Source organism: Micromonospora sp. NBC_00389, assembly GCF_036059255.1.
Taxonomy (GTDB): Bacteria; Actinomycetota; Actinomycetes; order Mycobacteriales; family Micromonosporaceae; genus Micromonospora.
This window is the reverse complement of the sequence record NZ_CP107947.1, coordinates 2,723,327-2,740,788: the sequence shown is the minus strand read 5'-3', so window position 1 is coordinate 2,740,788 and position 17,462 is coordinate 2,723,327. Positions and strand designations below refer to the sequence as shown.

The window sequence follows — 17,462 nt, the reverse complement described above, 5'->3', positions numbered from 1 at the left end:
ACCACGACCAGCTACCAAAGTCGAGACCGGTCGGTCGACCAAGGTCGGTGCGGCGCCGACCGGTGGCCGCAGCGGATGGCCGGGCGGCGCGGGCAGGCTCGACGACATGATCACCGTGGAGAACCTCACCAAGCGATACGGGCCGCACCCGGCCGTGGACGACGTGTCGTTCCAGTGCGAGCCGGGCACAGTCACCGGCTTCCTCGGCCCGAACGGCGCCGGCAAGTCCACCACCATGCGGATGATCTGCGGGCTCACCGCACCGACGGCCGGCCGAGCCACCGTCTCCGGTCGGCCCTACCGGGACCTGCCCAACCCGGGACGGGAGGTCGGGGTGCTGCTGGACGCGTCCGCGCAGCACGCCGGTCGCACCGGCCGCGAGGCGTTGACGCTGTCCGCGTACACCATGGGGTTGGACCGGCGCGAGGTCGCCGCGAAGCTCGACCTGGTCGGGTTGAACGCGGTGGCCGCCAAGCGGCGGGTACGGGCGTACTCGCTGGGCATGCGCCAGCGGCTCGGGCTGGCGCACGCGCTGCTCGGTGACCCCCGGGTGCTCATCCTCGACGAGCCGGCGAACGGCCTGGACCCGGAGGGGATCTTCTGGATGCGCGGCCTGCTGCGCGACTTCGCCGACCGGGGCGGCACCGTGCTGCTCTCCTCCCACCTGCTGCGCGAGGTGGAGGCGATCGCGGACCGGCTGGTGGTTATCGGGGGCGGCCGGATCGTGGCCCAGGGCGACAAGAACGAACTGCTCGCCGGCGGCGGCACGCTGGTCCGGGCCCGCGACGGCGCGGCACTGCGCCGGGCGCTGGACGCGGCCGGCCTCACCGCCGCGGACGGCTCCGACGGGCTGCTCGTGCAGGCCGACGCCGAGGTGGTCGGCCAGGCCGCCGCGGACGCCGGTGTCGCGCTGGCCGAGCTGCGCCCCGCCAGCGGCGGTGGCCTGGAACAGCTCTTCCTCACCCTGACCGCCGGCGAATCCACCAAGGAGGCCGTCCGATGACCACCACCACCGCGCCCACAGCCGGCGCCGTCGCGCCCCGGCAGCACAATCCGGTACGCCGCCCGTCGCTGCTCCGGCTCACCGCCGTGGAGCTGCGCAAGCTCGCCGACACCCGGGCCGGCCGCTGGCTGCTGATCACCATCGGCCTGGTCGCCGCCGCGATCGTCACCCTCCAGCTGATCTACGCCAAGGACACCGCACAGACCTTCGTCAACTTCTTCACGCCCTCGCTGCTGCCGATCGGGGTGCTGCTGCCGGTGCTCGGCATCCTGTCGATCACCAGCGAGTGGTCCCAGCGCACCGCCCTCACCACGTACGCGTTGGTACCCCGCCGGGAGCGGGTGGTGGCCGCGAAGCTGATCGCGGTGGTGCTGGCCGCACTGGCCTCGGTGCTGGCCAGCCTGGCCATCGCCGCCGCCGGGACGCTGGTGGCGTCGGCCACCGGCGGCGCGGGCAGCTGGCGGATCGACGGGGCGCTGATCCTGAACGCGGTGATCCTCCAGGTCACCGGCGTACTGATGGGTGCCGCCTTCGGCCTGCTGCTGCTCAACCCACCGCTGGCCATCGTCGGCTACCTGCTGCTGCCCACCCTCTGGGGAGTGCTCGGCGAGGTGGTCCGGCCCCTGCGCGGCCCGGCCAGTTGGCTGGACACCAGCCGGACCATGGAACCGTTGTTCAGCAGCGACACCATCACCGGCGAACAGTGGGGGCGGATGACGGTGTCCCTGCTGGTCTGGATGGTCCTTCCGCTGGCCGCCGGCCTGGTCCGGACGCTCCGCCCGGAAGTGTCCTGACCATGGATGTCGCCGGCAACCGTCCGCGCACCGTGGTCAGCGGCGGCCCACTGGAGCTGGTGGTCATGTGGGGCGGCTTCCCGCTGCTCGGTGCCGCCACCGGCGGCCTGCTCGCGCTGGCGGCGGGCTGGGTCGCCGGGCTGCCCTGGGCACCCGTGCAGTGGCTCTTCGGGCTGCTGGACCGGCTGCCCGACGCACAGGCCATCGCCGGCACGGCCGCGGTGGGTGCGCTGGCCGGCCTGGTCGTCGCCGGGAACGGCACCGCCGAACGGCTCATCGTCACCGTCGACGCGGCGCAGGTCCGGCTGCGCCGCGCCGGCAAGGACCGGACCGTCGGGCGAGCCGAGACCCGGGCGGTCTTCGTCGACGACGGGCGCCTGGTGCTGCTCGACTCCGACGGCGCCGAGCTGGCCCGGGAGTCGACGGACCTGCCGGCCGACCGGCTGGCGGCGGCGTTCCGGACGCACGGATGGGGGTGGGCCGACGGCGATCCGCACCGGTCGGCCTACCGGCTGTGGGTGCCCGAGCTGCCCGGTCTGCCCACCGGGGCGGACGCCCTGCTGCGGGCACGCGACCGAGCGGTCCGGAAGGATCGCCGCGACGACGCCCGGGAACTGCGCAGGGAGTTGGGCCGGCTCGGGGTGGTCCTGCGCGACGAGGAGAAGCGGCAGTACTGGCGGCTGAACGGGCGCGCCGTCACGCCCGGGCAGCAGGAGACGACTTCTGCCGAGCGCGGGCCGGAAGGGCGGTAGCGTCTCTCCCAGGAGATCACTGGGAGCGCGCGATGACCGAGCGGCAGCCGTACCGGGTGGTGGCCCGACACCCGGGCTTCGAGCTGCGCCGGTACCCGGCCCACCTGGTGGCCGAGATGCAGGTCGAGGCGTCGTTCACCAGGGCACCGCTGGAGGCGTTCCGGCCGCTGGCCGCGTACCTCGGGGGCGCCAACCGGACACGGCACCCGGCCGGGCTGACGACACCGGTGATGCCGGAGGCCACCGGCACGGAGAAGATCCCGATGACCGTGCCGGTGGTCCAGGAGGAGGGCGAGCGGCCGGGCGCGTACCTGGTTCAGTTCGTCATGCCGGCCAACTCCACCGCCGCCACCCTGCCCGAGCCGGTGGACCCCCGAGTGCGGATCCGCGAGATCCCGGCACAGCTCGCGGCGGCGATGCGTTTCTCCGGGCGGTGGACGGAGCAGGCATTCGGGCAGCGGGCCACCGCGCTCGGCCGGGCGGTCACAGCCGCCCGGCTGCAACCCACCGGCGCCATCCGGTACGCCCGCTTCGACTCGCCGTGGAAGCCGTGGTTCCTGCGCCGCAACGAGGTCGTGCTGCCGGTGGTGGAGTGAGTCAGCGACGGTCGACCAGGGTCGGAAGGGCCAGCAACAGCGCCATCCCCAGCCCGGAGAGCAGCCCGGCCAGCGAGAGCAGCACGTCGGAGTCGGCGGCGTTGATCGGGCTGTTGCCCGCCAGCGCCGTGAACGCCGCACCGATCGGCAGCAGCACCATCATGGCGATGGCCGCGACCACCAGCATCGGCACCGGGCCCACCAGCGCGGCGAGGCCAGCCAGCGCGTGAAGTCGCCAGGCCGGTCGACCGCCCGGCCAGTCCCAGGCCAGCAGGGTGACGCCGGTGAGCAGCACCGCCCCGAGGGCAAGCTCCACCAGGAGCCGCGGGCCGGGCGGGACGGCACGGATCAGCCCGACACCGAACGCCGCCGCGACGCCGAGAGCCGCCGCCAGCCAGAACCGGGCGCGGGCCAGAGCCGGAGCCGCCGCCAGGGCGGCGCCGATGGTCAGAGCGACCAGCAGCGCCGCCGTGGCCACCGCCGCCTGGTTCAGCTCCGGCTCGCGGTCAGTCGGCGACTCCATACCGGCGGCCACCAGCGTCAGCACCCCGGCCACGCAGGCCACAGCGATCAGCGCCGGCCGATCCGGACCGGCCGGCGGCGCGCCTCGCTCCCGCCACAGCAGGACCGCCGCCAACGCGCCGACGACCGCGCAACCACCCGCGGCGAGCAGTACGGTCGCCCCGACGCCGCCCGGGTCGACCCGGTCGATCGCCACGTCGACGGCGACCCAGAAACCGCCGAGCAGCACCGCCGGGCCGCACCAGCTCAGACGCCCCCGGCCAGCCAGCACCAGCCCCAGTGCCACCGCGACGATCGCCGCGAACCGCAGGTCCCGCGCCCAGTAGGCGTTGTTACCCGGCAACCGCTCCGACCACGGGCCGAACGGTTCGGTCAGCGGTTGCAGCACCGTCATGCCGATCGCCCAGAGCACGACGGCGGCGGCGGACAGGAGCAGCCCGACCGGGCGCGCGGATCGCATCCGTGGACCGTAGCGGCCCGACCGCACCCTCGGGGCCCTCGAGAGGCGGCCGGGCCGGAACGCGGGTCATCCGGCGATGACGCCAACCGGCGATCGGGCGGGACGGTGGCGCAGCAGCCGCCACGTCGGCAGCACGCTCGCCACCACCGCGAGCAGCAGGCAGAACCCCACCACCCCGCCGATCACCGGCCACGGCACGACCAGGCCGACCGGGGCGCCGACCTGTTCGGCGAGGCCGGCGCGGATGCTCAGCAGGCCGGCGAACGCGACAGCCCCGCCGAGCACCGCGCCGATCAGCACCACCAGGGCGGACTCGGCCGTGACCAGCCAGAGGACCTGCCGCCGGGTCGCCCCGGCCAACCGGACCAGCCGCAGATCCGCGGCCCGGCCGGCGGCGGCCAGCAGCACCGTGTTGGCCACCGCGATTGCCCCGTAGCCGGCCGACACCCCGATCAGCAGCAGCGTGAACAGCCAGACGAGGCGGTCCTCGGCGCGGTCCGCCTCCGCCGCCCAGGCGGCGACGTCGACGATCCGCGCCCCAATCGGAGGATCGATCCGGTCCCGGACGTACACCGCGGAGGTCAGCGCCGACGGGTCGTGCGCCCGCACCACGGCCCGGGGCAGGAGCAGGTCGCCGGGGATCGAGTTGTCGGTGACCACGGCGACGACGCGCAGCGACACCCGTTCCCCGTCGGCGAAGACCACCGGGTAGGGCTCCGGCGGCAGCCCGACCGCCGACACCGCCGAGGCGGTGAGCACCACCGTGTCGTCGCCGAGCAGGTCATCGAGCGAGCCGGCGACGACGGTGAGCACCCGGTTCGCCGCGGCGAAGCCCGCCGGGTCCACGCCGAGCGCGATCAGTGGCAGGTCCTTTACCCTTGCGCCGGGATCGGTGCGGAAGACCGTGGTCGGTAGGAGGGCGGTGCCGCCCGTCGCGGCGACGGCCCGGTCCGACAGGCCGGGTGCGCGGTCGGGCACGACGACCCAGCCGGCGTTCACGTTGTCCGCCCGGCCCGCCGTGTACGCGGCGGTCGTGGTGAGCACCATCCCGGACACCAGCACCGCGAAGGCGACCGTGAGCAGCACCGGCGCGGCGGTCGACGCGGTCCGTCGGGTCGCGGTCAGCGCCCCGGCCCGGACGAGCAGCCCGATCGCGCCGCCGCGCCGACGCACCGGAGAACGCAGCAGCCGCACCGTCGGCCCGACGACCGCCGGGGCGAGCACGGTGGCACCGGTGACCAGGGCCATCACCGCGTACAGGGCGTACGTGGCACCGTCGCGGGCGTCGTCGGAGGTGGCGGTCGCGAGGCTGAGAGCAGCCCCGGCCGCAAGGAGAAGCGCCCCGGCGGCGACGCGCAGCCGACCGATCCGTCGCTGCTCCACCGCCGCCTCGCGCAACGCCTCCAACGGGCGAACCCGCGCCGCTCGCCGGGACGCCGACCAGACGGCCAGCAGCGCGATCACTGGGCCGGCGGTGAGCGAGACCGCGACCGGCCAGTGTTCGTACCGGACCCGGAAGGTCGCTGGCTCGAAGCCGACATCGACCAGCAGTCGTCCCAACGCCGGGGCGAGCGCCGCGCCGACCAGCAGGCCGACGAGCCCGGCCGAGGCACCGACTGCGAGCGCCTCGGCGTACACCATGCGGCGGACCTGGCGCGGGGTGGCGCCGACGGCGCGCAACAGGCCCAACTCGCGGCGGCGCTGCGCGACGGTGAACGCGAAGGTGGAGGCAGCCACGAAGACCGTGACGAAGCCGGCGAGGGCCGCCGTGGCGGTGAGCACCTGCATCCCGATCCAGCGGGTCCGGGCGTCGCCGCGTGGCTCCAGCGCGCCGCGCCGGTCGCCGGGGAGCACCCGTCCCTCGCCGCCGACGACACCGCGAGCCGCCACGGCGAGTTGCTCGGGATCGACGTCCGGCGCGAGCACCAGCCCAATGACCCGGACCCCGGGTGCGAGCGCGGCGGCCACCTCGTCCGCGACATGGACGCCGGGCGCGTCGACCAGACCGGTGACGGTGTACGCCTCCGGACCCGCCGCGGTCAGCAGGGTGACCGCCGCGCCGGAGCGAAGCCCGAGCGCGCGGTCGACGACCACCTCGCCGGGCCTCCGAGGCGGCTCGCCGGCCGTGAGGCGCAGTCCACCCAGCCGGGCGCTGGACCAGCCGTGCCCCTGGTGGGCGTCCTCCCGCTGGCCGTCGGTCGCCGGGGGCCGGCCGTCGACGAGCGGCTGGGCGTAGAAGGTCCGGTCCGGCACCGCCGCCGCGACGCCAGGCAGGCCGGCCAGTCTGCCGACGAGTTCCGCCGCCCTGGTGGCGGACCAGGGCCGGGTCGGCGCGAACGAGTCGGCCGCCGTACCCGCCTCGGGGCTCTGCACGACGACCGCCGCCTGCGCCAGCCGGTCCGGCACCTGTGGTCGCCCGGAGGCGAGCAGCAGGGTGGCCGCCGTGACCAGCGCGACCCCGATCGCGACGGCCACGAACGCGCCGGCCGACCGCCGGACGCTCAGCACGACCGCTCCACGGCCGGGTCCGCCGCCCGTCGGGACGTGCCCACCGGATCCGTCTCCCGCTCGGCGATCCGTGCGGCGACGACCGCGGCGGTGATCCCACCGGTCAGTTCGTCGGCGAGGCGGCCGTCGGCGAGCAGGAGAACCCGGTCGGCGTACGCGGCGGCGCTGGGGTCGTGGGTCACCATCACGACCGTCTGCCCATGCTCGTTGACTAGCGCCCGCAGCAGCCGGAGGACCTGCCGGGACGCGGCACTGTCCAGCGCACCGGTCGGTTCGTCGGCGAAGACCACCGCCGGACGGGTGATCAACGCCCGAGCCACGGCGACGCGCTGCTGCTCGCCGCCGGAGAGCTCGCTCGGCCGGTGCCCGGCCCGATCGGCCAGCCCCACCGCGTCCAGCGCGGCGGCGACGTCCCGGGCCGGCGGGCGGCGACCGGCCAGGCGCAGCGGCAGCTCGACGTTCTGCGCCGCGGTCAGCGTGGACAGCAGATTGAACGCCTGGAACACGAAGCCGATCCGGTCGCGCCGCAGTCGGGTCAGCTCGTCCTCGCTCAGGTCGTTCAGGCGGATGCCGTCGATCGTGACGGTCCCCTCGGTCGGGTGGTCCAGCCCCGCCGCGCAGTGCAGGAGGGTGGACTTCCCCGAGCCGGAGGGGCCCATCACCGCCGTGAACGTGCCGCTGGCGAAGCTGGTCGTCACGCCGTCGAGCGCCGTCACCTGCCGATTCCCGGTGCCGTACACCGCGCGCAGCCCCGTCAGGGTCACCGTGTCTGTGGTCATGACCGTCACGGTGCCCGTCCCACCTGGTGCCGCGCGTCGGACAGGGGCCGGCACTTTCCGGCCCTCCCGGAGGTGGAGCCGGGGCCCGTGACGAGGCCGGGCGTCGTCCCCGAGGATGACGTCCTGCGGGTGGACGCGCGGGCCACGTCCGGCCGATACCGTCTGACGGGTGACCGCTCTCCTGCTGACCCGGCGGCTGCGGCCGGTGGATCTGTACATCGTGGACGCCGTGCTGGCCGTGGTGGTCGGCGGGATGCTCTGCGCGTACGCGGCGCTGGAGTCACCCCTGCACGGGGGCGTACGCGAACCGGCCTGGGTGTCCGTGCTGGTCGGGCTGACCATCGGGCTGCCGCTGGCCGTGCGCCGACGGTGGCCGGTCGCGGTGGCCGTCACGATCAGCTCCGCCGCCGCCGTCGCGCTGATCACCGGGCTCATTCCCAACTTCGCCGCCGCCGCGCCGGCGGTCGCCATCGGGCTGTCCTTCTACACGGTGGCCGTGTCGATGCCCCCACGCCGGTCGGTGGTCTGCGCCGCCGGCTGTCTCACCGTGATCAGCCTCGGGTTGGCGACGACCGCGGGCGACCTCTGGTCCGGAGGCGGCGCGGTCGGCTACGGCATCGTCATGATCGCGCCCGCCTGGCTGATCGGATGGTTGATCCGGGAACGCCGCGCCCTCGCCGCCCGCCAGGGTGAGCACCTGGTCCGTCAGGCCGCTACCGAGGAGCGGCTGCGGGTGGCCCGGGAGCTGCACGACGTGGTGGCGCACACGATGAGCCTCATCGTGGTGAAGGCGGCCGTCGCCAACCACGTCGCCGAGGCCGACCCGCGCGAGGCGGGGGCCGCGTTGCGGGTGATCGAAGAAACCGGCCGCAACGCGCTGACCGACATCCGCCGGGTGCTCGGCGTACTGCGCGAGGGCACGCCGTACGCGCCGACGCCCGGGCTGGACGAGCTGCCGGGGCTGGCCGAGCAGGCGGCGATCGGCGGCGTCGACGTCCGGCTCGACGTCCGGCGCGAGGAACCGGACGGCGCGGTGCCGGAGTCGGTGGGCCTCGCGGTGTACCGGATCGTGCAGGAGGCGGTGACCAACGTCGTGAAGCACGCCGCGCCGGCGGCCTGTCGCGCGACGGTGACCGTGACACCCGGCGAGGTACGGGTGGAGGTGACCGACGACGGCCGGCGCCCGGTCCTGCCCGCAGGGGACGGGCACGGGCTGACCGGCATGCGGGAGCGGGTGGCGTTGCACGGCGGGGACTTCCGCGCCGGGCCGCGCGCCGGCGGGGGTTTCGCGGTGACGGCGCGCCTGCCCTACCGGGTGGCCGCGTGATCCGCGTGCTGATCGCCGACGACCAGGCGCTGCTGCGCGGCAGTTTCCGGCTGCTGGTCGACCTGACCCCGGACTGCACCACCGTCGGCGAGGCGGGCACCGGCGTGGAGGCCATCGCGCTGGCCGGCCGGCACCGGCCGGACGTGGTGCTGATGGACGTGCGGATGCCCGAGATGGACGGCATCGAGGCGACCCGGCGGATCTGCGCCGATCCGGCGACGGCGGGCACCCGGGTGCTCATCCTGACCACGTTCGACCTGGACGAGTACGTCTACGGTGCGCTGCGCGCCGGGGCGAGCGGCTTCCTGCTCAAGGACACCCCGCCGGCGGAGCTGCTGGCCGGCATCCGGGTCGTCGCCACCGGCGAGGGGTTGCTCGCACCGACCGTGACCCGCCGGCTCATCGACGAGTTCGCCCGGCGGCCGGAGCCGGCCCGGCCACTGCCACGACGGCTGAACGGGGTGACCGAGCGGGAACGGGAGGTGCTCGCGTTGGTCGCCCGGGGCCTGTCCAACGCGGAGCTGGCCGCGCACCTCAGCCTCAGCCTGGCCACCGTGAAGACGCACATCGGGCGGCTCCTGACCAAGCTGGCGGTACGCGACCGGGCGCAGCTCGTCATCGTCGCCTACGAGACGGGCCTGGTCGGTCCGAGCGGACCGGGGCCGGTCGACCTACGCTGAGCGGGTCCGCCCAGTTTCCGAGGAGGAGCCCCATGACCCGCTACGTCGCCCTGCTGCGCGGGGTCAACGTCGGCACCACCCGGCTCGCGATGGCGGATTTGCGCCGGCTGGTCACCGACCTCGGGCACGACGATGTCAAGACGTACCTGCAGAGCGGCAACGTGGTGTTCGGCAGCAGCGTGCGCGACGCCGAAAAACTGGCCGGTGGGATCGAGCGGGCGCTCGCCGACGAGCTGGGGCTGACCGTGCCGGTGCTGGTGCGCAGCGCCCGGGAGTTGGCGGCGGTGTCCGGCGGCAACCCGTACGCCGAGCGGGAGGACGACCCGACGAGGCTGCTGGTGGCCTTCCTGCGCAGCGGGCCGACGAAGTCGGCGGTGGGCGCGCTCACCGTCCCCGGCAGCGAGAACGTGGCGTTCACAGTCAGCGGTCGGGAGGTTTTCCTGCACTACCCCGACGGTGGCTACGGGCGGTCGAAGTTCACCAACGCGTACCTGGAGAAGAAGCTCGCCGTGGTGGGCACCACGCGGAACTGGAAGTCAGTGCGCGCCCTCGCGGACCTGGCCGCTGGCTGACCCGGCGGGGGTCGCGACAGCCACGCCGCGACCGCCCCCGGGGTCGGTCAGAAGTGGTACGCGGTCTCGTACTCGGGTACCAGCACCCGGCTGCGCGGCGAGATCCGACGCACCGCGGCGATCATGTCGTCCAACCGCTGGCGGTCGGCCGGGGCGACGACCGGCGGGTTCTGCAACCCGGTCTCGAAGTTGTCCCAGTGCACCGGCACCACGACCTTCGGGTAGTCCAGACCGGCCAGCAGCCGGGGCAGGTAGTCGCCCGTGGTGGTGGCGTTCTGCAGTGCCACCATGGCCACGTCCGGCGCCAGGCCGGTGAGGTTGCGCTCCGCGACGTCGCTGGCCCCGGTGAAGTAGACCGACGGGCCGCCATCGACCCGCAGCAGGTAGCCCAGCGTGTCCCCCTCCGGCAGGTCGGCGATGGTCGCCGGCCGCGCCGGCTGGCTCACCCGCACCCCCGGAAAGGCCAGCGAGTACGAGGGGTTACGGCTGTGCAGCGAGCCGACCACCTCGACGGTGTGATCGCCGAAGTCCAGCACCTCCCCGCCCTTCACCGGGCTGAGCTGCGTCGACGGCACCCCGTAGGCCAACCCCAGGTGGTACGCGGTCAGCGTGCCGAACACCCGCGCGCCGGTGCGGCCGGCGATGTACGGCACGTCCATGAAGTGGTCCCAGTGGGTGTGCGTGACCAGCACCGTCGTGGCCCGGTCGACCCGCGGGTCGATCACGTCGGGGCGCACGGTCAACGCGGTGGCCGGCTTGAACGCGCCGGTGAAAAGCCCGGTGTCGATCCGGCTGAGGAACGGGTCGACCAGCACCGTCCGGTCCCTGATGTCGATGCGCCAGCCGGCCGTACCCCACCAGCGGAAGCTGACCGCGCCGCTGCGGCGGCTGGTCGGCGCGGGAGCGGCGACCGGCGGCGCGGCCTGGGCCGGGGCGGCCGAGCTGGTGGCGGCGAGGCCGCCGGCGGAGACGAGGGCGGTGGTGGCGGCGGCGTCGCGGAGGAAGCGACGGCGGTCGAGACTGGGCATGAAGGATCTACTCCCCGTGGTCGGGCGGTTGGTCGCCACGAGCCAATCAGCGCCAATCAGCCCAGGTCCAAGATCCAACACCACCCGCACCGATACGCACCCGCATATCGGGCCGGCTCAGCGACGGTGCGGCGAGGCTCGGACGAGCGAGAAATCAATCGCCGCGCAGCGCCTCGACGGCTGTCCGAGCGGCGTGCCCCATCGCCAGGTCCACGTCGATCCGGCGCGGGGTCAGCCGGTCGGCACGGGCGAAGACGGCGATGGCGTACCGGCCGCCGTCCGGATACTCGGCGACCCCGGCCTCCAGGTGCAGGCCGGGCAGTGTGCCGGTCTTGCCGGACACCCGCACGCCGGGCGGGAACCCGGCGGCCAGCCGGGTCCAGAAGATCTGCCGGGCCATCCAGGTGCGGACCATCGCGCAGGCCTCCGCCGGGCCGGCCTCGTCGCGCCAGATCAGGGTGAGCAGCCGGGTGATCTCCCGGGCGGTGCTGGACGTGGTGCGCGCCGGGTCGAAAACCCGCATGGCCCAGACCCGGTCCGCCGGCAGGGTGGGGAAGATCCGGGCGAACTCCGCCTCGGTCCGCGCGCCCACGTCGGCGAGCATCCCCTCGACCAGGTCCCGGGGGCCGCCTCGGACGCGGGTGCGGGTCAACCCCAGCTCGACGGCGAGCATCGGCAGCAGGTCCGGGCCGACCCGGCGCAGCAGCAGGTCGGCGGCGGTGTTGTCGGTGACCGACATGGCGAAGTACGCCAGGTCACGCAGTGACACCTCGGCGTCGTCGGCGCAGCCGGCCAGCCCCCACCCGCCGAGCCGGTCCGCGGCGGTGACCAGGACCCGTTCGGTCGGGTCCAGTTGACCGGCGACGACCTGCCGGGCGAACTCCAACACCAGCAGGATCTTGAAGATCGAGGCGATCACCACCTGCTCGTCGGCGCGCACCCCGACCTCTCCACGGCCGCCGGCCGCACCGCTGGTGGACCCGGCGGTCAGGTCCACGGCGTCCAGGTCGACGGCGTGCAGGCTGGCGGTCACGCCCGCACTGGCGAAGATGACCTCGATGCGCTCCCCCACGTTCACCCCGGAACGGTATCCAGCAGCACGATGCCGGCGCTGGCGTAGGGTCCGGCCGTGGACCTGCTCCGGCATTTGCGGCACTTCGTGGTGGTAGCCCACGAGCTGCACTTCGGGCGGGCCGCGGAGCAACTCGGGATGGCCCAGCCGCCACTGAGCCAGTCGATCCAGCGGCTGGAACGGGAGCTGACCGTCGAGCTGTTCGACCGGTCCCGCCGCCAGGTGCGGCTCACCACCGCCGGTGAGCTGCTGCTCGGCGAGGCCGAGGAGCTGCTCGCCGGGGAGGGCCGGCTGCGCAACCTGATGGGGCAGGTCCGCGCGGGTGAGCTGGGTGTCCTGCGGGCCGGGGTGCCACCGGAGACGCCCGCCGTGACGCTGCGCGCGCTGCTGGACGAACTCACCGCCCGGGCACCCGGGCTGGACGTGGAGCTGCACGAGCTGACCACCGGCGAGCAGGTGCGGATGCTCACCGAACGGAACCTGGACGTGGGGCTGGTGCACCACCCGGTGGCGGCGGACGGGCTGCGCTTCGGCACCCCGGTCGACGTACCGCTGGGGGTGCTGTTGCCGCGTACCTCGCCGCTGGCCCGCGACCGGGAGGTGACGCTCGCCGCGCTGGCCGGCCTCGACCTGGTGGCCGCGCCCCGGGCCACCGCACCCGGCTGGCACGACCACCTGCTGGCGGTGTGCCGACGGCACGGCTACCGGCCGGCACGGGTCCGGCCGGCACGCAACCCGGAGTTCCTCTTCGGGCTGGTGCTGGCCGGTGGCGCGGTGGCCGTGGAGCCAGCGACGGTGGCCCGTCGGGAGCCCCGGATCGCCTGGCGGCCGATCGCCGGCGCACCGCTGCCGAAACGCACCTCGGCGGCCTGGCCGGACCGCTCGGCGCACCCGGCGGCGCCGATGTTCGGGCAGCTCGCCGCCGAGGTGCTGGCTGGCGAGCCCACGCCGCCCGCGTCGACCGGCCCACCGTCGGTGCCGGCGGCGCGACCCTGGCCGGTGCTGTTCGACACGACCGGGTGAGCGGCCGGCACACGGCGTTGCGCTCGTCACCACGGGAGGGACGGTGAATCGACCTCCCGCTCGGGTATGGATGACAAGATCGACCTCCCGCTTGGTATGGATGACAAGGTGGCGGACGTGGACGCGACTCCGCGCCCCGGATGCCTCCGACGAAGACGCGAAGGAGCCGCAGTGGCCAGCACGATTCCTGACATCAGCCTGAACGACGGCACCACCATTCCGCAGCTCGGCTTCGGGGTGTTCCAGATCGAGCCGAAGGACACCGTCGCCGCCGTGGCCACGGCGCTGGAGGTGGGCTACCGGCACATCGACACCGCTGAGATGTACGGCAACGAGGCCGAGGTGGGCGAGGCCGTGCGCAGGTCCGGCCTCGACCGGGGCGCGGTCTACATCACCAGCAAGCTGAACAACGGCTTCCACCGCCCGGACGACGCCCGCAGGGCGTTCGACTCGACGTTGGCGGCGCTGAAGATGGACTACATCGACCTGTTCCTGATCCACTGGCCGCTGCCGACGCTGTACGACGGCGACTTCGTCTCCATCTGGAAGGTGCTGGAGGAGTTCCAGCGCGACGGCCGGGCCCGCTCGATCGGCGTGTCGAACTTCCAGGTGCCGCACCTGCAGCGGCTGGCCGCTGAGGCGGACGTGGTGCCGGCGGTGAACCAGATCGAGGCGCACCCGTATTTCGGCAACGAGGATGTTCGCGCTTACGGCCGCAAGCACAACATCCTCACCGAGGCGTGGTCGCCGATCGCGCAGGGCATGGTGCTGGGCGACCCGACGGTGGTCGACATCGCCGAGCAGCTCGGCCGGACCCCGGCGCAGGTGGTGCTCCGCTGGCACGTGCAGCGCGGCGACATCATCTTCCCGAAGTCGGTCACCCCTAAGCGGATCGAGGAGAACATCCGGATCTTCGACTTCGAGCTGGACGGCGCGGCGATGGAGCGGATCACCACGCTGGACAAGGGCGAGGCCGGCCGGCAGGGCGCGCACCCGGACACGTTCGCCTACCTGCCGGCGTAACACGCCGGCCGGCGACGGCGCACATAGAAAGGGGGCCCGGCCGGGCCCCCTTTCCGCGTGAAAGGACCGCGCCCGGCGATGTCGCTCCGCCGTACCATCCTGGCCCTGTTGTCGTTGCTGGTGCTCGTGCCGGCTGCCTGCTCCCCGAGCCAGGCCGCCGAGGCCCCCCGCTGGTCCGTGCCGGCGGTGTCGGCGTCACCGACCCCGCCGAAGCCGCGCCCGGCGCCGACCTCCACCGCCGAGGTAAGCAGCCGGGTGACGGGGGCGATGCTGGACCTGGACGCGGAGTTCCACCCGGAGACGGCGCAGTACACCGACGAGAACACCGACGCGTGGAAGCTGATCTCGTTGTGTAAGGCCAGCCTGCCGTCGGACCGTCAGCGCACCGCCTACCGCGAGCGGAGCTGGGACGGCGAGAGCGTGTGGGTCCGGCAGTACGTGGTTGGCTACCTGAAGGTCCCCGGCCGCAAGCTCGCCGACGAGCTGCGGTCCGTCCTCGCGACGTGCAAGCAGTACGAGGTGCCCAACGACGGGCGTACCTCGACGATCGTGCGGCCCTCGCCCCCGCCGGTCCCGAACGGCCCGGACGTGATCACCTTCTGCGAGCGGCTGAAGGGCAAGGCGACCCGGCACCAGTGCACGCTCATCCTGGTACGCGGCAACTTCGTCATGGAGGTGGACGCCTCGGCGAGCGACGGCGACCTGGCGGCCGGCACCGCCCTGATCGCGAAGATCGCCCCGCTCGCGACGGCCGCTCTGGAGAAGATCGCCTGAACGCCGCCGTGGGGCGGGCGCTGCTGCTGCCGCGCCCGCCCCTCCCCCCGGATGGCGACCCCCCTGGTCAGATTCGGCCGACGGAATCCTGGTTCTGCAGCACCAGCCATCGGCCGTGCTGGTAGGTGTAGCTCACCCCGATCAGCAGCGGTACCCGGGTGCCGCTGGCCGGCACCGCGTAGACGGAGTCGAACAGCACGAAGCCGGTGCGGCAGCCCGCCACGGTCTGCTTCGCGACGCTGAACGACTGGGTCCAGGAGTCGTCGGCGAAGAACCCGCGCAGCCAGTCGACGGTGGCCCGCTTGCCGTCGAGCACCTCCCCGTCGGAGGCGAAGACGGAGGTGACGTCGGGGTGCAGCAGCGCGGCGAAGCCGTCCAGGTCGCGCCGGGCGGTGGTGTCCACGTACGCCCGGACGGCCTGGTCGAAGGAGCGCTCGCAGCCCCGGGCGGCCGCGTCGCCGGTAGTGGTGTCGCCCGGAGCGGGGGTGGCGGCCGACACCGCGGCGGGAGCCGCGGCCAGCAGGCCGGCGGTGAGCCCGACCAGGGCGATCGTGCGGCCGAGCCGGCCGGCGGGACGGGCGGAGGCAGGTGGGAGCATCGGGTTCTCCTCAGGACGAGTGGCTCTGCCCTCGCAGCCAACCCGGCCCGCCGCGCCGCCGGGTAGTGATTCGAACCAGCTCGAATGCGGACCGCGCATCGACGCCACCGCTTGTACGATCCGCGCTGTGATGGTCGCGCATCTGGACGGCCCGAGCCTCGCCCGGCTCCGGTTGGCGATCTCGCCCGCCTCGGAGGTGACGTCCTGGATGCGGGCCGCGCTCTCCCGGTTCGGGCATCCGGTGCACGGCGATCCCGGGCCGGCCGCCCGCGCCGCACTGCGGCACCCCGACGTGGCCCTGGTCGCGGCGCTGGTGACGCCACCCGGCCGGCTCGGCTACACGCCCGACCTACTCACGCCGAAGCCGCCGCTGGGCCCGCTCGACGCGGTCTTCGACCGACAGTTGGCGGCCATGGCGGCGACCCCAGACGACGAGGTGACAATCCAGGTGAACGCCCGATACCCGGCGGACGGGATGCCGGCGCGGGTCCGCGCGGCGGTCGAGGACGGCACCCTCGCCCGGCGGGTCACCGACGGGCTGCGGCACTTCTGGCTTGCCGCGCTCGCCGAGCAGTGGCCGGCGGTGCGGGCCACGCTGGAGGCCGAACTCGCCGTCCGAGCCACCGCGATGGCGACCGCCGGGGTGGGCACCATGCTGAACAATCTGCACCCGAAGGTCGGCTGGACCGGCAGGTCGCTGACCATCGACAGCTCGTACCGGATCACCACCGCGCTGACCGGCGCGGAGCTGGTGCTCGCGCCGTCGGCGCTGGCCTGGCCGCAGGTGTCCACCCAGCTGTGCGACGAGGGCAACGCGGTGCTGGTCTACCCGCTCGGCGTGGGGCGGGCGGAGCAGCGCCGGGCGGGCCGGCTCGATGACCTGGTCGGCGCGAGCCGAGCGGCGATCCTGGCGGACCTGGACGTGCCCCGCTCCACCGGGCAGCTCAGCGAGCGGCACCGGCTGGCCCCGGCCACCGTCTCCTACCACCTGGGGGTGCTGCTGCGCTCCGGCCTGGTGGTGCGCAGCCGCGAGCGGCACAGCGTGCTCTACCGGCGATCCGCCCACGGGGACGGGCTGGTCGGCTGCCGGTCGGGTCAGGAAGCGACGCGCTCAGCGAGCCGGCGGAACACCGCCTGGGTGGGCGAGCCGGGCTCGGGGACGTAGACGATCATCCGCTGGTCGGTCTCCTGCACGTGCAGTACCCGGCACTCGAACTCCAACGGCCCCAGCTCGGGGTGCGGCACCCGCTTGACGACGGGCCGGCGTTCGGCCACGTCGTGCTCGGCCCAGAGCTGGGCGAACCGGGGCGAGGTGCCGAGCAGCTCGGTGACCAACTGCTGGACCGCCCGGTCGCCGGGGTAGCGGCCATAGGCGGCGCGCAGGTCGGCGACCGAGGCGCGGACGAACCGGACCAGGTCGGGGTCGGTCCAGTACCTGTCCTCGGCGGGCCGGCGGAACATCCAGCGGATCATGTTGCGGTCCGTGGTGGGCACGGTCGCAAGATCCCCTACGAAGTACGTGGCCAGCCGGTTCCAGGCCAGCACGTGGTACGCCGCGTCGACCAGGTACGCCGGGGTCTCGGTCATCGCGTCGAGCAGGTGCCGCAGCCCAGGGGTCACCTCCCGGCTCGGCCCGGCCGTCAGTGGTGGGCTCTCCCCCGCCACCCGGAACAGGTACTCACGCTCGTCCCGGCTGAGCAGCAGCGCCCGGGCCAGCGCGGACAGCACCTGCCGGGACGGGTGCGGGCCACGGCCCTGCTCGATGCGGATGTAGTAGTCGACCGACATGCCGGCGAGCTGGGCAACCTCCTGCCGGCGCAGGCCGGGCGTGCGACGCCGGACCCCGTCGGGGAGGCCGACCTCGGCAGGACGCAGTCGGGCCCGGCGGCTGCGCAGGAACGCCGCCAGTTCGTCACGTCGCAGGCAGTTGCGGTCCATGTCCCCAAGCTTG

The 17,462-nt window shown here is 74.0% G+C and carries 18 protein-coding genes; 11 read left to right on the top strand and 7 right to left on the bottom strand.

Translation table 11 applies throughout. From position 1 onward, the window contains the following. Positions 1-106 precede the first annotated feature (106 nt). From OG470_RS13030 to OG470_RS13015, 4 genes are read left to right on the top strand one after another with little or no spacing between them, the layout of a single operon-like run. Positions 107-1,003: an ABC transporter ATP-binding protein gene (locus OG470_RS13030; RefSeq protein WP_328424041.1), complete on the top strand. Its 897-nt coding sequence runs from the start codon at positions 107-109 to the stop codon at positions 1,001-1,003. Beyond that, complete coding sequence (locus OG470_RS13025) at positions 1,000-1,797, top strand: ABC transporter permease (RefSeq protein WP_328424039.1); 798 nt, start codon at positions 1,000-1,002, stop codon at positions 1,795-1,797. The genes OG470_RS13030 and OG470_RS13025 overlap by 4 nt, the downstream gene beginning before the upstream one ends. A gap of 2 nt (positions 1,798-1,799) precedes the next feature. After that, positions 1,800-2,549 (top strand): YqeB family protein, encoded by a 750-nt coding sequence (locus OG470_RS13020; RefSeq protein WP_328424037.1) that lies wholly within the window; start codon positions 1,800-1,802, stop codon positions 2,547-2,549. 32 nt (positions 2,550-2,581) lie between these two features. Beyond that, the gene (locus tag OG470_RS13015; protein WP_328424035.1) at positions 2,582-3,145 is read left to right on the top strand and encodes an SOUL family heme-binding protein; all 564 of its coding nucleotides are present in this window, start codon (positions 2,582-2,584) and stop codon (positions 3,143-3,145) included. Position 3,146: 1 nt separating this feature from the next. Here the strand turns inward: OG470_RS13015 and OG470_RS13010 are convergent, their stop codons facing one another. From OG470_RS13010 to OG470_RS13000, 3 genes are all read right to left on the bottom strand, one after another. After that, the gene (locus OG470_RS13010) at positions 3,147-4,127 is read right to left on the bottom strand and encodes a hypothetical protein (RefSeq protein WP_328424033.1); all 981 of its coding nucleotides are present in this window, start codon (positions 4,125-4,127) and stop codon (positions 3,147-3,149) included. A 66-nt stretch (positions 4,128-4,193) separates the two neighbouring features. Beyond that, on the bottom strand, positions 4,194-6,635 hold the full coding sequence (locus OG470_RS13005; protein ID WP_328424031.1) for an ABC transporter permease: 2,442 nt from the start codon (positions 6,633-6,635) through the stop codon (positions 4,194-4,196). Next, positions 6,629-7,414 carry an ABC transporter ATP-binding protein gene (locus tag OG470_RS13000; RefSeq protein ID WP_328424029.1) on the bottom strand — a complete coding sequence of 262 codons (786 nt, stop codon included), beginning with the start codon at positions 7,412-7,414 and terminating at the stop codon, positions 6,629-6,631. Before OG470_RS13000 ends, OG470_RS13005 begins: the two co-directional genes overlap by 7 nt. Positions 7,415-7,583: 169 nt before the next feature. Here OG470_RS13000 and OG470_RS12995 point away from each other — a divergent pair, with 169 nt between their 5' ends. The 3 genes from OG470_RS12995 to OG470_RS12985 are packed head-to-tail and all read left to right on the top strand — an operon-like array spanning position 7,584 to position 9,993. Next, positions 7,584-8,741 (top strand): sensor histidine kinase, encoded by a 1,158-nt coding sequence (locus tag OG470_RS12995; RefSeq protein ID WP_328424027.1) that lies wholly within the window; start codon positions 7,584-7,586, stop codon positions 8,739-8,741. Next, entirely contained in the window at positions 8,738-9,421 is a 684-nt protein-coding gene (locus OG470_RS12990; RefSeq protein ID WP_328424025.1) for a response regulator transcription factor, read from the top strand. The genes OG470_RS12995 and OG470_RS12990 overlap by 4 nt, the downstream gene beginning before the upstream one ends. Before the next feature lie 32 nt (positions 9,422-9,453). Next, positions 9,454-9,993 carry a DUF1697 domain-containing protein gene (locus OG470_RS12985; protein WP_328424023.1) on the top strand — a complete coding sequence of 180 codons (540 nt, stop codon included), beginning with the start codon at positions 9,454-9,456 and terminating at the stop codon, positions 9,991-9,993. Positions 9,994-10,040: 47 nt separating this feature from the next. On the opposite strand, the gene OG470_RS12980 is transcribed toward OG470_RS12985, so the two are convergent. Both OG470_RS12980 and OG470_RS12975 read right to left on the bottom strand, forming a co-directional pair. Beyond that, positions 10,041-11,021 carry an MBL fold metallo-hydrolase gene (locus OG470_RS12980; RefSeq protein ID WP_328424021.1) on the bottom strand — a complete coding sequence of 327 codons (981 nt, stop codon included), beginning with the start codon at positions 11,019-11,021 and terminating at the stop codon, positions 10,041-10,043. Positions 11,022-11,175: 154 nt separating this feature from the next. Beyond that, positions 11,176-12,099: a serine hydrolase gene (locus OG470_RS12975; RefSeq protein WP_328424018.1), complete on the bottom strand. Its 924-nt coding sequence runs from the start codon at positions 12,097-12,099 to the stop codon at positions 11,176-11,178. Between the two features lie 51 nt (positions 12,100-12,150). Between OG470_RS12975 and OG470_RS12970 the strand changes: the two genes are divergently transcribed. The 3 genes from OG470_RS12970 (at position 12,151) to OG470_RS12960 (ending at position 14,913) form a co-directional block, all read left to right on the top strand. Continuing rightward, positions 12,151-13,116, top strand: coding sequence for a LysR family transcriptional regulator (locus OG470_RS12970; RefSeq protein ID WP_328424016.1), 966 nt, complete (start codon positions 12,151-12,153; stop codon positions 13,114-13,116). Between the two features lie 171 nt (positions 13,117-13,287). Continuing rightward, the gene (locus OG470_RS12965; protein ID WP_328424014.1) at positions 13,288-14,139 is read left to right on the top strand and encodes an aldo/keto reductase; all 852 of its coding nucleotides are present in this window, start codon (positions 13,288-13,290) and stop codon (positions 14,137-14,139) included. Between the two features lie 78 nt (positions 14,140-14,217). After that, the gene (locus tag OG470_RS12960) at positions 14,218-14,913 is read left to right on the top strand and encodes a hypothetical protein (protein ID WP_328424012.1); all 696 of its coding nucleotides are present in this window, start codon (positions 14,218-14,220) and stop codon (positions 14,911-14,913) included. 67 nt (positions 14,914-14,980) lie between these two features. Here OG470_RS12960 and OG470_RS12955 read toward each other — a convergent pair whose 3' ends face one another. Beyond that, the gene (locus OG470_RS12955; RefSeq protein ID WP_328424010.1) at positions 14,981-15,511 is read right to left on the bottom strand and encodes a nuclear transport factor 2 family protein; all 531 of its coding nucleotides are present in this window, start codon (positions 15,509-15,511) and stop codon (positions 14,981-14,983) included. A gap of 130 nt (positions 15,512-15,641) precedes the next feature. Between OG470_RS12955 and OG470_RS12950 the strand changes: the two genes are divergently transcribed. After that, entirely contained in the window at positions 15,642-16,676 is a 1,035-nt protein-coding gene (locus OG470_RS12950) for a winged helix-turn-helix domain-containing protein (protein ID WP_328426333.1), read from the top strand. On the opposite strand, the gene OG470_RS12945 is transcribed toward OG470_RS12950, so the two are convergent. Further along, positions 16,607-17,449 (bottom strand): helix-turn-helix transcriptional regulator, encoded by an 843-nt coding sequence (locus tag OG470_RS12945; protein ID WP_328424008.1) that lies wholly within the window; start codon positions 17,447-17,449, stop codon positions 16,607-16,609. The two genes, OG470_RS12950 and OG470_RS12945, sit on opposite strands and share 70 nt — an antisense overlap. Between the last annotated feature and the right edge of the window lie 13 nt (positions 17,450-17,462).